At 34.3% G+C, this 14,892-nt stretch carries 11 protein-coding genes; 3 read left to right on the top strand and 8 right to left on the bottom strand.

Features of this window, described 5'->3' with window-relative positions:
* Positions 1 to 82: 82 nt before the first annotated feature.
* The 5 genes from V4P54_RS01950 to V4P54_RS01930 all read right to left on the bottom strand — a co-directional run bounded on the left by V4P54_RS01950 (position 83) and on the right by V4P54_RS01930 (position 7,083).
* Positions 83 to 1,462 (bottom strand): class II 3-deoxy-7-phosphoheptulonate synthase, encoded by a 1,380-nt coding sequence (locus V4P54_RS01950; RefSeq protein WP_455477474.1) that lies wholly within the window; start codon positions 1,460 to 1,462, stop codon positions 83 to 85.
* A gap of 74 nt (positions 1,463 to 1,536) precedes the next feature.
* Entirely contained in the window at positions 1,537 to 2,928 is a 1,392-nt protein-coding gene (gene gorA, locus V4P54_RS01945) for a glutathione-disulfide reductase (RefSeq protein WP_455477473.1), read from the bottom strand.
* A 196-nt stretch (positions 2,929 to 3,124) separates the two neighbouring features.
* Positions 3,125 to 3,682 carry a DUF2059 domain-containing protein gene (locus V4P54_RS01940; protein ID WP_455477472.1) on the bottom strand — a complete coding sequence of 186 codons (558 nt, stop codon included), beginning with the start codon at positions 3,680 to 3,682 and terminating at the stop codon, positions 3,125 to 3,127.
* Positions 3,683 to 3,837: 155 nt separating this feature from the next.
* Positions 3,838 to 4,527: a ribose-5-phosphate isomerase RpiA gene (gene rpiA / locus V4P54_RS01935; RefSeq protein ID WP_455477471.1), complete on the bottom strand. Its 690-nt coding sequence runs from the start codon at positions 4,525 to 4,527 to the stop codon at positions 3,838 to 3,840.
* Between the two features lie 243 nt (positions 4,528 to 4,770).
* A complete protein-coding gene (locus tag V4P54_RS01930; protein WP_455477470.1) occupies positions 4,771 to 7,083 on the bottom strand; it encodes a ComEC/Rec2 family competence protein in 2,313 nt (770 codons plus the stop codon).
* Positions 7,084 to 7,196: 113 nt separating this feature from the next.
* Here V4P54_RS01930 and gltX point away from each other — a divergent pair, with 113 nt between their 5' ends.
* The 3 genes from gltX to V4P54_RS01915 all read left to right on the top strand — a co-directional run bounded on the left by gltX (position 7,197) and on the right by V4P54_RS01915 (position 11,254).
* Complete coding sequence (gene gltX / locus V4P54_RS01925) at positions 7,197 to 8,624, top strand: glutamate--tRNA ligase (RefSeq protein ID WP_455477469.1); 1,428 nt, start codon at positions 7,197 to 7,199, stop codon at positions 8,622 to 8,624.
* A 180-nt stretch (positions 8,625 to 8,804) separates the two neighbouring features.
* A complete protein-coding gene (gene gltA, locus V4P54_RS01920) occupies positions 8,805 to 10,100 on the top strand; it encodes a citrate synthase (RefSeq protein WP_455477468.1) in 1,296 nt (431 codons plus the stop codon).
* 836 nt (positions 10,101 to 10,936) lie between these two features.
* Positions 10,937 to 11,254: a hypothetical protein gene (locus V4P54_RS01915; protein ID WP_455477467.1), complete on the top strand. Its 318-nt coding sequence runs from the start codon at positions 10,937 to 10,939 to the stop codon at positions 11,252 to 11,254.
* A 614-nt stretch (positions 11,255 to 11,868) separates the two neighbouring features.
* Here V4P54_RS01915 and V4P54_RS01910 read toward each other — a convergent pair.
* From V4P54_RS01910 to V4P54_RS01900, 3 genes are all read right to left on the bottom strand, one after another.
* Positions 11,869 to 12,255, bottom strand: coding sequence for an Mth938-like domain-containing protein (locus V4P54_RS01910; RefSeq protein ID WP_455477466.1), 387 nt, complete (start codon positions 12,253 to 12,255; stop codon positions 11,869 to 11,871).
* 452 nt (positions 12,256 to 12,707) lie between these two features.
* Positions 12,708 to 13,175: a preprotein translocase subunit YajC gene (gene yajC / locus V4P54_RS01905; RefSeq protein ID WP_455477465.1), complete on the bottom strand. Its 468-nt coding sequence runs from the start codon at positions 13,173 to 13,175 to the stop codon at positions 12,708 to 12,710.
* Positions 13,176 to 13,577: 402 nt separating this feature from the next.
* Positions 13,578 to 14,762: a peptidoglycan DD-metalloendopeptidase family protein gene (locus V4P54_RS01900; protein WP_455477657.1), complete on the bottom strand. Its 1,185-nt coding sequence runs from the start codon at positions 14,760 to 14,762 to the stop codon at positions 13,578 to 13,580.
* Positions 14,763 to 14,892 lie beyond the last annotated feature (130 nt).

The raw sequence follows: 14,892 nt of genomic DNA, 5'->3' as shown, positions 1-14,892 counted from the left end.
GTTTCTAGTATCAAAAAATTTTTTTTTAATCTATTTTCTCATGAATACTAAAATAACATAGATGCTTATTATAATCTTCTGTTTAACCATTTACGACAGCAGATAACGGGCTGATAGCGCGATTTTTTTTAAGAAGTTCTGCCACAAGAAAAGCCAACTCTAACGCTTGATCTGCATTTAACCTTGGATCACAGTGTGTATGATAACGATCAGACAAATTTTCTGCAGAAATATCGCGAGCACCACCTGTACACTCAGTTACATTACGACCAGTCATCTCAATATGAATACCACCTGGATAAGTTCCCTCCTCATGATGTATTGAAAAAAACTTCTCCACCTCCTTTAAAATATAATTAAAAGGACGAGTTTTATATCCATTTACAGTAACCGTATTGCCATGCATAGGATCGCATGACCATATAACTTTATGATCCTCTTTTTTAACTGAACGAATTAATTTTGGAAGATAATTTTCAATCCTATCGTAGCCAAAACGCACTATAAGAGTTAATCGACCTGACTCATTTTCTGGATTTAAAACACTAATCAAACGCAAAAGATCATCAGGTTCCATAGAAGGACCACACTTCAATCCAATAGGATTTTTAATACCACGACAATATTCAACATGTGCATGATCAATTTGACGCGTACGATCACCAATCCATAACATATGACCAGATGTTGCATACCAATCTCCAGAGGTCGAATCAATTCGTGTCAAAGCCTCTTCATAACAAAGCAAAAGTGCTTCATGACTCGTATAAAAAGACGTTTCGCGTAAAGAAAAGTTTGTTTTTGACGTAATTCCTATGGAACGCATAAAATTAATTGCTTCAGAAATACGTTCTGCTAGCAACTTATAACGTTCACCTTGAGGACTATTCGAAACAAAGCTTAACATCCATGTATAAACGTTTTCTAAGTTAGCATACCCACCCTGTGAAAAAGCACGCAACAGATTGAGTGTTGCTGCTGATTGACGGTAAGCCATAGACATTCGTTGTGGATCAGGAGTACGGGAATCTTTACTAAATTCGATCCCATTAATAATATCTCCCCGATAAGCAGGAAGCTCAATTCCTTCCTTACTTTCTATGTCAGAAGAACGTGGCTTCGCAAATTGACCAGCAATACGACCAACTTTAACAACAGGCTTAAAACTTCCAAAAGTTAAAACTATAGCCATTTGCAAAAACACACGAAAAAAATCGCGAATATTATCAGCTTCATGTTCTGCAAAACTTTCTGCACAATCTCCACCCTGCAATAAAAAAGCCTGCCCCTCTGCAACTGCCGCCAATTCATTTTTTAAATCACGAGCTTCACCAGCAAAAACTAAAGGAGGATAACCACATAACTTCCGTTCAACATTCTCTAACGAAAATTTGTCTGGATAAACTGGAACTTGCCTAATTAGCTTTGCTCTCCAAGAGTCAGGTGCCCATTTTTTTATCATTATATTTTCTCCAGAACTCTGTTTGATAATTATGTACCACAAAGAGCGTTTTTATTTACTACAAAACTTACTGTTCAATTTTCTACTTTTTCTCCGTTTTTGTATGTATAACTTGGCTGATACATAGTTACCAATTCTTCAGCCATAGTTGGATGTACCGCCATAGTTTCATCGAATACATCCTTTCTTAATTTTCCTTTAAGCGATATTCCAATAAGCTGAGCCATCTCACCAGCACCTTCTCCTAATATATGAGCACCAACAACAATACGACTTTCACCATTTACAACCAATTTCATAAACATCTTCTCTGAACTACCAGATAAAACATTACGCATAGGCCGAAAAACAGTGCGATAAATTTCAAGATATTTATAACGACGTGCTGCTTCTTCTTCTGAAAAACCAACCGTTCCAATCTCTGGTTGTGAAAAAACCGCCGTTGAAATTAAATTATAATCAGGCACACTGGAGATATTCTCAAATGCGGTTTTAACAAAGCATATTGCATCATGGATAGCAACAGGTGTTAATTGTATATGGCCTGTTACGTCACCAACAGCCCAAATATGAGGTACATTTGTTGTTAGTCTTTCATCAACAACAACCGCACCAAATTCATTCAACTCAACTCCTGCACGTTTAAGTCCTAAACCAATTGTATTTGGTACACGTCCAACCGCAGACATAATCTGATCAGTATTAATAATATTTCCGCTAGATAAGATAACATTATAACCATCACCGGCGACTTTAATCTGAGAAGCTGTTACTCCATAAATAATAGAAATTCCCTTTTCAATCATTGAATTACTAAGCAACTGTCGCAAATCATAATCAAAGCCACGAAGAATCAAATCTCCTCTGTGGAGTAAAGTTGTTTTTACACCTAATTCATGAAAAATATTAGCAAATTCAACACCAATATATCCACCACCAATAATTATTATTGATTTTGGTAATTTTTTAAGATCGAATGCTTCACTCGAAGTAAGGCATAAATCACCACCTTTGATAGTGGTATTTGGTGCAGTCTTTGCGCCAGTCGCGATTAAAATTTTTTCAGCCGTTACTCTTTCACCCGTCGCAACAAGCTCTAGTGTGTGATCATCTACAAACACGGCGCGACTTTCGTAGATGTGAACATTATTATTTTTTAACCCTTCACGATACAACTCCTCTAATCTTGATATTTCTTTATTTTTAGCTCTAACTAATTTTTCCCAATGAAAAATTGGAGTCGTATGTTCCCACCCAAAACCAGTACTCTTCATAAACTCTTGAGAATATTGTGATGCATAAACATAGAGCTTTTTTGGAACGCAACCACGAATAACACAAGTTCCTCCTATTCGATACTCTTCCGCTATAGCAACGCGCTTACCAAGCCCCCCAGCAAGACGCGCAGCACGCACTCCGCCAGAACCACCCCCAATAACAAATAAATCAAAGTCAAAAGATCCCACAAATTATTCCTTTTTATACAACATCTGTAGTAATAAACTGCCACACTCATTAACAAATAGAAATCTCTAAATACACAAGTATAATACTTTATATAAAAACGGTAATGTTAAAAGCTACAACCTTCTTCAAAACGGAGGGAAACCCGCCGTCTTAAAGAAGAAATGAGTCATTAGCACTATGATGATAACAAAAAGACTATTTTAATTTTCCTAAGGAACTAGATTCCGAAGGAGAAGAAGATTTACCCAAACGAAGCGTTTCAGACATATCATTTTTCACGTTTTTTACCAAATCCTGCATAATAGAAGAACGCCATGTCTCAAATATAGAATAAGAGTCACGCGCAATATTTGGAGCTTCTGTCAAAAATTTTTTACCAGTATCAGAGCTATAAAATGCTGCAATTGCATCAAGCTCCTCCCGAGTAAAATATTTTGCGTACACATGAGCAATTTCTTTTTCTAAATCTGAACGCCGTTTAGCTAAAGCAAGTGCTTGCTTATCGACAATTTCAGAAATAGCAGATGCCAAATTTGGATCATCCCCCGTCAATTCATTTTTGAGATCACGTGCTGCAGTCGGTAAAAAATTATCAAATTGGTCAGTTGCACGAAGAGCCTTGATAGATTTTTTAGCTGAAGTTAAATGCTTATCACCCACGCCTTGTGCGTTAATTATTCCAATGTTCATAATCAAGACGAAAATTATGCTAAGCCATGCTGTACAACGCTGAAGAGAGAATATTTTTTCCATTTAATAATTATCCTGATAGTTAGTTGCGATTCAAATTTGTTGTTCTATTTAAACTTTTTAATTCCCCCTTTTATCATGCAAATTTGCTGTACAAAACTATTAACTTTGCTATGTAAGACCATGGGTATGTAGACTGTCTTTTTTAAATTAGATAGCTATAAAATTTTTATTTGGCCATCTGCCATTGCTACAATGGCACGCGAAGCTAATCCTAAAAAAAGCCCATGTTCAACAACACCAGGAATTGTGTAAAGTGCATCTGATAACGATTTTGGTTGCAAAATACATCCCCAAAATGCATCAAGAATGAAATGACCACCGTCTGTTTCAAAAGGATTTTCTCCATTCATTCGTAAGATAACTTCTCCAGAAAGTCCTAAATCATTAGCTACCTTTTCGATAGCCTTACGCGTAGCACGTACACCAAATGGATTAATTTCAATTGGCAGTGCTGAAGCGCCAAGCGTTTTTACTATTTTCGTTTCATCCGCTATTACAACCATAGTACGAGATGCTGCTGCTACAATTTTTTCATGCAACAATGCTCCTCCTCCTCCCTTAATGAGAGTCATATCTGGACTGATTTCATCTGCTCCATCAATATCAAGATCAAGTTCAGGTACTTGCTCTAAAGTAGTGACAGGAACTTTAAATCTCTGACATAAATGCTCAGAATGCCTCGAAGTAGTGACACATGTCACATGAAGACCATCCGCAACACGCTTGCCAAGAAGCTGGATGAATTCATTAACTGTAGAACCAGTTCCTATGCCAAGACGCATATTGTCTTGAACATACTCAAGCGCCTGAGTAGCCGCTATTTTTTTTAATTCTTGAACGTTCATTAACACCTTATCCTTTTACAAATCAGCAATACCCAATACAAATTTTCTATTACTTCAATTTGTTATAGGTCTTCTCTCTACTTTCTGACTGAAAAGTGCTGATTGCAACAGAGACATATAATGATAATAAAGTAATTAACAGTTTGTCATGTCTAAATAAAGTTAATTGCCCACAGCGTGGTAAAATAAGATATCACAGCATAATGAAATAAAATATATTTGTGTCCCTTATTTTATTTGTATTTATGCATTTAAATTGTATGAAGAACGTAGCAAGCTGTGCAATTTTCGTGAATACCTCTTGTGCATATTCCACGGTCTATAAAATCCCGCAGAAGACCAAATGATATCCCCACTTTTAGTCATCATAACACTTCCTCTGGATAACAATTGTTGAAGTGTAAATGTTATTTTTGGATTCTTTTGACATGTTTGATTGCTTGTTATAAATGCCTTAATCATTATATCTGCTTCTACACATTGATCCATCTCTTTATATAAAACAACCACTTTTAAGCCGTTTTCTAATGTGGATGTACAAGCATGATTATCACAAATGAATTGCTCACGCAATGAAGGACCATATTTTGTTGGCTTGATTGTCTCATCTACACGAAATGATTTTTCCAATATGGACTTCGTAAACTTAGGGATACGATAACGATCAGTATATAATTTTTTTTTATTTACTACACCCACAAAATTCATATCATTTGCTATAATTAATTGTACAGATGAGTACATCATGCAAATACAAAAACTAATAAAAATAAAGAAACTAAAAAAGAATCTAATAGGTGTTTTAAAAAAAGTCAGACCAACCAAACCTATACTAAATAAAATTAATGCAGATGGTGGTATAAACCCAAAGTTTAAAATAGGAGAAATAGCTTTTACAGCATGAGATATTTTTATCACAAGATCAATACCAAAGCCCATAATTTGTAAAGGAAACCATTCAAGATCTACAAGCATTACAAACGCTGCTGTTAATCCAAATGGTACGATAAGAAGAGATATAATGGGTAAAGCAAGAGCATTACTTATAGTGCCAAGAAGTGCAATATTAGAAAAATGATAAGCAGCATAAATCCCACTAGCAGCACCTGCAACAAAAGAAGATATGCATGTTGAGCTAACTGATAAAAAAATAAATTGAATTACCTTGCCACAAACATAAGATGGCGTTGTTTTTTGACGTCGAAAAGATAAGATTCTTTTCCACCAATCAAAAAAAGCAATCAATGCTGCGGTTGCAGAGAAGGACATTTGGAAACTAGGACCTAATATTTCGTGCGGGGAAACAGTTAAAGTTATTAGACCTGCAATCGCGAAATTACGCATTGTTAAAGCAGAGCGATTGCATAATACAGCAATCAACATAACAGCAATCATCACGAAACTTCTTCTAGCTGACACGGCTGCTCCAGACAATATCAAGTAAAAAAAGGTGGTCATTAATGCAGCAATGGCAGCAATTTTTTTAGCAGAATAATACGATGAAAAAAATGGAAAAAAAGCTAGAATTCCCCGAATACTAAAGAGGATCATACTGCTCAATAGCGCCATATGCAAACCTGATATTGATAAAATGTGTGATAATCCAGCTACGCGTAGCGCTTCATTTGTATCGTTTGTAATACTCCCCCGTTGTCCTGTTATGAGAGCAGATGCAACACTCCCCTTTTCACCGCCAATCGCCATCTCAATCCTTTTGGTCATTTTCATTCGTAAATTTTCAATTTTTTGTAAAATTGTATCTAAGATGGTATTGGATTGCGGAACTGATATCTTAATTGGATTTCCTAAATAAATCCCTTGGGCACCAATCCCTTTAAAATAACTATGAAAACTAAAATCATAACCTCCAGGATATACTGACCCAGATAATGCGCGAATTTTGACTTTTCCCAATAATCCATCACCAACAACTAATTTAGGTGGTAAAAACCTTGCTATTAAACGAACCCGTTTAGGCTCATGATTTAATACCGGATTCTTTGTACTCAAAACATCTACGTTTAAACGATATCCTTTTCCTCTTGGCATTGAATCGATAGAAGCGATTCTTCCTGTTAATGTTGTAATAATCTCACCGCTCAGCATTGGCGTAGACATACGCCATGTTTCTATTTTTGCAACTAAAGCGCCTAAGATAATACAAAACAAAAATCCTGTTATAAGCCATATTCTCCAATAAAAGCGCAAAACGTACGATAATCCGATAAATATGCCAATCAATATGATAAATTGTTCATAGCTTGGTTCTCGACTTAAACGGAAATAAAAGATAATGCCTACTGAAAAAAATACTAAAATCAATGAAAAGAAAAGACCAGAAACAATCTCTTTGTTTACGCAATCCACAAACCATTTACAGAAAAAAAATCTTATTTTTTCAAAAAGCGTGAATGAATTTCTTTTTAGTTCATTACCACATGTATTTTTTGTATACTCAAAGATATAGAAAGGACTATACCAGATAAAATTTATTTTTTTTCTTTTTGGAATTTTTTTTTGTGATAGATTTTCACAAACTTTGCTCTGATTTGACATTTTCTCCCCACTTTACTTGTAGTGCATCTGTTGCATAGCTTATTACCTATGCTAACATGACACTTTTATAAAGTTCTACAAATACTAATATCCTAATCCAGAGGAAAATATCCGTGTCTGTTATTACCCGTTTCGCCCCTTCACCTACAGGTTTCCTTCATATTGGAGGTGCCCGAACTGCTCTCTTTAACTGGCTTTATGCAAAGCATACTGGTGGCAAAATGCTTCTGCGTATTGAAGACACGGATCGACAACGCTCAACAGAAAAAGCCGTAAAAGCAATCATAGATGGTTTACACTGGATGGGGATTGATTATGATGGTGATCCTATTTCTCAATTTAAACGAGCGGAACGTCATCGTCAAATTGCCAAAAAATTGGTAAAAGATGGCAAGGCCTATTACTGCTATGCCTCACATGAAGAATTGGCTGAAATGCGTAAGACTGCCCGCGCAGAAGGTCGTCCACCACGTTATGATGGACGCTGGCGTGATCGTGATATTTCTAAAGCTCCTCGGGGAATCAAACCTGTCATTCGCATCAAAGCACCGCAAGATGGAGAAACAGTTTTGCATGACCGCGTTCAAGGTGATATCCGCTTCCCAAATAAAGATTTAGACGATTTTATTATTTTGCGTTCCGATGAATCTCCAACCTACATGCATTCTGTTGTTGTTGACGATCATGATATGGGCATAACGCATATTATACGTGGTGATGATCATCTTACAAATGCAGCTCGCCAAACAGTCATTTTTAATGCTATGGGATGGGAAGTTCCAATCATGGCGCATATTCCACTCATTCATGGTGAAAACGGAGCAAAATTATCAAAACGCCATGGTGCACTGGGAATCGATGCCTATAGAACAATGGGATATCTCCCCGCCGCTTTGCGAAATTACCTCGTTCGTTTAGGGTGGAGTCATGGTGATTATGAATTGATTTCGATTGAAGATATGATTTCTTGGTTTGATATTGATGATATTAACAAAGGTGCCGCTCGTTTTGATCTAAAAAAATTAGATTCTATAAACGGGCATTATATGCGAGCAAGTAGTGATAAATACCTTTTTGATGCTGCTCTTAATATTTTGCCAGAAATTGATAATGGATTGGAAATGCTTAAAAATTTGGATGAGAAACGCCGTTCTCAATTTTTATCAGCTATACCACATTTAAAAGAACGTTCAAAAACACTATGTGAACTCATTGATAATGCCTCTTTTATTTTGAATCAACGGCCATTGATTCTTGATGAAAAAGCAAGAACACTTTTAGATAAAAGTGGAAGAACCATCCTAGAAGGTATTTATTTCGCTTTAAAAGCATGCCATGATTGGGATATAAAAACTCTAGATGAGACTCTTCGATATTATGCAGAAACAAAAAAATTTAAATTTGGAACTGTTGCCCAACCGCTTCGTGTGGCTCTTACAGGACGTACAACATCACCAGGACTTTTTGATGTTCTCGTATTATTGGGCCGAAACGAATCTCTTAGCCGCATTCATGATCAACTAAATACAATCGTATGTTGATATAACATATTATCGGTGTGCCTAATTTTGTAAAACTGCAAAAAAATGTTTTTAGATTGCATGATCTAACTTTTAGAGTAAATCTACACCAGTATAGGTAGAGGAAAATTCAATTCTCCATATTCCTATCTGAGATAGCAGTACTTGTTTTAGGGATAAAGGATCTGAAAGGAATATTTAATGTCTGTCAATAAAGCACATATTACTGTGAACGATAAAAAAATAGAATTACCAATTCGTGAAAGCACTATTGGCCCTAATGTGATTGAAATTGCTTCTCTCTACAAAGAAATAGGTGCTTTTACTTACGATCCAGGTTTTACCTCTACCGCTTCTTGTGAATCAAAAATAACTTATATTGATGGTGATAAAGGAGTATTACTTTATCGTGGTTATCCTATTGACCAATTGGCTGAAAAGGGAGATTTTTTAGAAAGTTGCTACCTTTTGCTTTATGGTGAACTGCCAACAAAGCAAGAAAAAGCTGATTTTGATTATCGTATTATTCAACACATGATGGTAAATGAGCAATTTGCACGCTTCTTTAATGGATTTCATCGCGACTTCCATCCTATGGCTGTTATGGTTGCATGTCTTGGAGCCATGTCTGCATTTTACCATGATTCGATTGACATCACAGATCAAAAACAGAGAATGATCGCTTCTATTCGTCTCATTTCAAAAGTTCCGACCCTTGCTGCTATGGCTTATAAACATAGTATTGGACAACCATTTGTTTATCCGCGTAACAATCTCAGTTACGCTGAGAATTTTCTTCACATGTGCTTTTCTGTTCCTTGCGAAGAATACAAAATAAGTCCAGTTCTTGCTCGAGCTATGGATCGAATATTTATTCTTCATGCCGACCATGAACAAAATGCTTCGACGTCTACTGTACGTCTTGCAGGATCATCTGGTGCTAATCCATTTGCATGTATTGCCGCAGGTGTAGCATGCCTTTGGGGACCAGCTCACGGTGGAGCTAATGAAGCATGTCTTAAAATGTTACAAAACATAGGTTCTGTTGAAAAAATTCCTGAATTCATTGCACGTGCAAAAGATAAAAATGATCCTTTTCGTCTTATGGGATTTGGTCATCGAGTCTATAAAAATTATGATCCACGGGCAAAAATCATGCAACAAACGTGCCATGAAGTTTTAAAAGAACTAAATGTTCAAGATGATCCACTTCTTGACATTGCTGTAGAGCTTGAAAAAATTGCTCTAAATGATGAATACTTTATTGAAAAAAAACTTTACCCTAATGTTGATTTTTATTCTGGAATTACATTGAAAGCTCTGGGTTTTCCAGTTGAAATGTTTACTGTTCTCTTTGCATTAGCACGTAGTATCGGATGGATTGCACAATGGAAAGAAATGATTGAGGATTCTGCACAAAAAATTGGTCGACCACGACAACTTTACACAGGTTATACAAAACGTGAATATATTGCTATAGATGAGCGTACAAAATAAAAAGTAAAATAAGCAATTTTAAAATTCCATAGTTAAATTGAGTTTTATTGCATGTAATCAGTAAATTAGAGTAAAATACTTTAGTTTGGGTTGTTTATCCATAATTACAATTATATTCATATTATCATGGATTCTGATAAAGGTTATATCTTTTAAAAAGGTGTAAATGGCATCTACAACGCTCTTTATAGGTTTACTGGAGAAAGAATAATTTTATAAAAAATAGATAAAAGGATTCCGCGTACGGTTTTTTAAAACTGTAAATAAATATGGTATTTGTCTAATTTCCCACTTGATGAATACCGCGATCATACACAAATTTTGTTCTACATATTTTTAAAATAGCATTGCAAAAAAATTAGAAAATCACTTCCCTAAAAATCCTCTGCTCAACTTCTGAAAATTCTATAAAAAAGATGAAATACCTGCTACAGTTCTTTTTTATAAAACTACATAATAATATTGTTTAAATTTATATAATATTATTATTGATGATATCAATATATATACATATATTGTTTATTCAATTACACATTAAAAGAACAATATTTTCTTTAATTATATTTAAAATATCTATTTGAATTAAATTTTACTCTACAACATTTTATCAAAATAGAATATTTTAATAAAAATTGTAAATTTATTTCAAGATATGCTCAATAAATAAACAAAATTTCAAGTTTATCTTCCATTTGTTCACAGTAAATGTATGATAAAATGTCTCAAATTATGAATATTTTTTGTTTTTTTTGTGTTTGTTGTATTTTTACAATATCTATTCGAAACGAATTTATATATAATACTTTTTGTGTATAATATAACATTAGGAGAAAATCATGAATATGAAATATCTTATTGGGATCTGTGCAATTTGTTGTAGTGTAACATTTGGAGCACATGCATTTGATCGTATTGAGGTTAAAGAACCAACACCTGCTGTTGCCATTCTTTCTTCTTCTACAATGAATTTGAAATTCAACAAAGAGGTTAGCGCTTCAGTACATAAAGTTGTTACGCACATTCCTTTTTTTAGAGTTTCTCCAGAACATTTCCATGACTTATTCAAACATGGATCCAGTTTAATAACTGCTATAGTAGGAATAGTACGCTCACTTATACGCATTTGTACTGAAATGGTAGCTGCCAAATCATAACCTAAATCTTTAGTAAACTATGAAACTAATTTATCAAAGAACTTGATCTAAAATGAAATTTTTTGCCTTTTATTTCTGAATTATGTTCTTTTATGCTTACCGTCAACATTGGTTTACTATCTGAACAAAAAGATAAAAACACTATTAATAGGTGAAAGGAGTTGAACAATGAACAAAAATTTTAGATTTTGGCAGATTGCTGTTCCCCTATTTTACCTCATTTTATCTATAACACGATCACAACGTGTCAGATGGCAATAATTGTAATTGAGATGATATTTAAAGGAAAAATTCTCTTTTAAAATGTAAAAAATCTTGTCGATAAATGAGAATGAAAATTTCTGACTATATTGATTATATTAAAAATATGAAGGGTATTTTAATTTAAACAAATACCCCTCTGTTTTTCTGGTCACAAAAGATTAGTATCATTCCATGTGGATACTTCAATATTCTGAATAATATATCAATAATTATATAGGAAAAATCTTAAAGTTAAGATTTTTTGTTAACCTAGGAATGAAGGTTTGCAACATAAAAAAGTAATAAAATCAATAATGAAATTATTGTCTTATATTTATTAGGCTAGTATTTATAATTTTCATTGCAGTACATTATTCTACAGCAAACAATAATGCAGCAACAGCACGATCTTCAGCTAAAAGAACATTAAATGTACGGACTGCTGCACCTGTGCTCATTGTATCTGATGAAATATGTTTCTCCCATAAAAGTGCTCGTAATTCTTCTGGCAACCGTAATAACTTAACTCCAGTACCAACTAATAAAATCTCAATTTTGTCTGCCTCGTCTAAAACACGAGATATATCCTCTTGAGTAGGAACAGGACCGACCATATTAATTCCATAAATACCTGATGGAACACAAATAATGGATCCCCTATGAGACATATCAGCAAAACGAAAACCACCATTCCCATAAGAGTCAATGGGTTCTCGTCTTGGGAAATGAGCCTCACGAATTTGAATTGCCTGAAACATAAGTAAATTATCCTTTATTAAAAACAAAAATTACATCTTTCTTCCATTTCCGAAAATTAGCAAATAATCAACATTTCATATTGATATATAAATAAACATCTGCATAACAATGTTTATTGTAATTTTTGATAACTAAAAACTATCCTGATAAAACAACAAACAAAACAAGACACAAAAGATGCTTTAAAGACGTAAAGACAGTATCTATCCAAATCCGTTTATTCAATGAAGGAAAATTATTTTAATCCCATTCGCTTTAAAAAATAATCTTATATCACATAAAACAACTATATTTTCTAAAAAGTACAAACACTCCAATACCTTGCAAATGAAACAACTCTATGCAAAGAAACGTCGTACATTCTATAAACTATGAAACAATTTACATAATGAAATGGCTTTTACATAAAAAGCCACCCCCTTTATAAAATAAAAGCTAATTGTAAAAGAATTTAATTATTTTTTAAATTCCCCTCTTTTGTTGCAGTTTTTTTCTTTGTAGATGTGCTCGCATTTTCCTTTGCTACAGACTTAGCTTTAGTTTTAGACTTTGGTGATTCTTTTGTTTTAACATCAAGTTTTAATTTTTCTTCTGGAACTGGTTCCCCTTTAACACGCACATCAGATAATGTTGAGCGCAGAACACGGATGCGTATGTTATCACTAATTTCAACTTCTAGCTCTCCACGATCATCATAAACTTTCGTAACCTTACCAATAACCCCCCCTCCGGTTATAACCGTGTCGCCACGACGCACAGCATTAAGCATTTCTTGTCTCTTTTTCATCTGCGCACGCTGAGGCCGAATGATAAAAAAATACATAATTCCAAAAATTAGAATAAATGGAAGAAAAGTAATAATTGAGGTTCCACTAGAAACACCGCCCGCAGCTTGAGCATAAGCGTTGGTAACAAACATTTTTATCTCCTATAGATTAAATTTCAGGTATTTTTCGCTTTTACTGAAGTAGGCCTTTAAATCAAAAAAGCTTACTTTAAAGCACTATGTACAACAACAACTAAACAACGTAATCATAATCACATTAAAAGGCAATAAACCCCTCACAGGCAGAAGGTAATGAACAAAAATTTTAACAGATTTATTTTTCCTTTTTCAGATTTATCTGAAAAATATGAGTATTTTCGTTAAATTAAAAATAGATAATGAAAAATAATCTCATCTCTTCATAATTAAACCAATTAATCATTCTCTTTTAAAATTTGTCAAGCCTTTCCATTTAAACGTTATTTAAGCTATATTAAATTGATTGTTTCCCCTAAAATTCACATAGGATAATTTTCTTAAATAGGGCATTATCAATTAATTTTCTAAATACTCTATAGGACTTACAGGCACAGAATTTTTACGTATCTCAAAATAAACACGTGGAGTTTTAACATTCCCTGAAATACCGGACTTAGCAATCTCGTCACCGCGCCGTACCCTTTGCCCCTTATTGACAACAATCTGACTGTTGTATCCATAAATGGTGATAATATTATCTTCATGTCGAATCATAACAACATTCCCAAGTTCCTTTAGTCCATCACTAGCGTAGATAACGATACCATTTTCCGCTGCCTTCACTGATGATCCTTCAGGTGCAGCTATGTCTATTCCTCTATTAACCGCTGTACCTTTCTTTTGTCCAAATTGGCTTAGTAAACGTCCTCGAACTGGCCAACGCATCTTAGAAATTCCTGTAGCCTGCGGGGTAATGGCGTTGTCTGTATTTCTATCTGTACCTAACCTAGATTCATGATTTGATGGTACCCTCTTCTTAGATTTTAAAAATTTCTGCTCCGCATCAAGTTTATCAATTCTTGTAGAATGTGTGGTTATTACGGGCTCTTTATACACAGGGGTAATTTTTTTATGTTGTACGGAAGACGTAACTGATGACTGAAACGAAGGTTTTGTTTTTGATGAAACTAAATTATTCTTTTGAACACTTGAGTACTCTGCCGCATGATGCGTTGGAATCGTGAGTATTTGGCCAATATAAATAGAATTATCATTGATACCATTTGCTAATTTTAACGTATCAACGTTGACTCCTATTTGTTGAGAAATGCTTGACAGCGTATCCCCACTTTGGACAACGTAAGAATTCCTGTGAAAGACAGAAGAGGCATTTATTTGTGAACGAGAAAGTGTTCCAAGTCTTCGTGGTGGTGCTCCCATGATTCTTTTATTAGAAGAAGAATCCACACCGTATCTTGGAGAACTATATGGAACATTATTATGGTCTAATGAATCATTGCTTGATTCTATAGGTGGCAGCTCTGTACTTTGTATCGTACCGTTACCGCTATATGGTGAAATTTGCGAACCTGCAGATATAGTTGCAGAAGTATTTTCCCAATTAGAGACCGCATGATTAGAAAATATACCGGAAAAACGCTCAGTACCAGAACCACATCCAACAAGCACCACTGTTATCGCTAAAAAAGATATTTCACAAAAATTACGACGAAAAACACTACCCAAAACTTTTAAATACATAGTTTTGCCCACTCACCAATACCCAACTTTTCCCATTAAAGCCCCTGAATATTACATAAGAGTTAAAATAAGGTATTTTACTCATAAATATTCTAAGAATAAGATCAAAATGAATTTATTATCAACTGAA

This window comes from Bartonella sp. B41 (assembly GCF_053795765.1).
The sequence above is the reverse complement of the archived record's forward strand: the minus strand, read 5'-3'. Positions and strand labels throughout refer to the sequence as shown.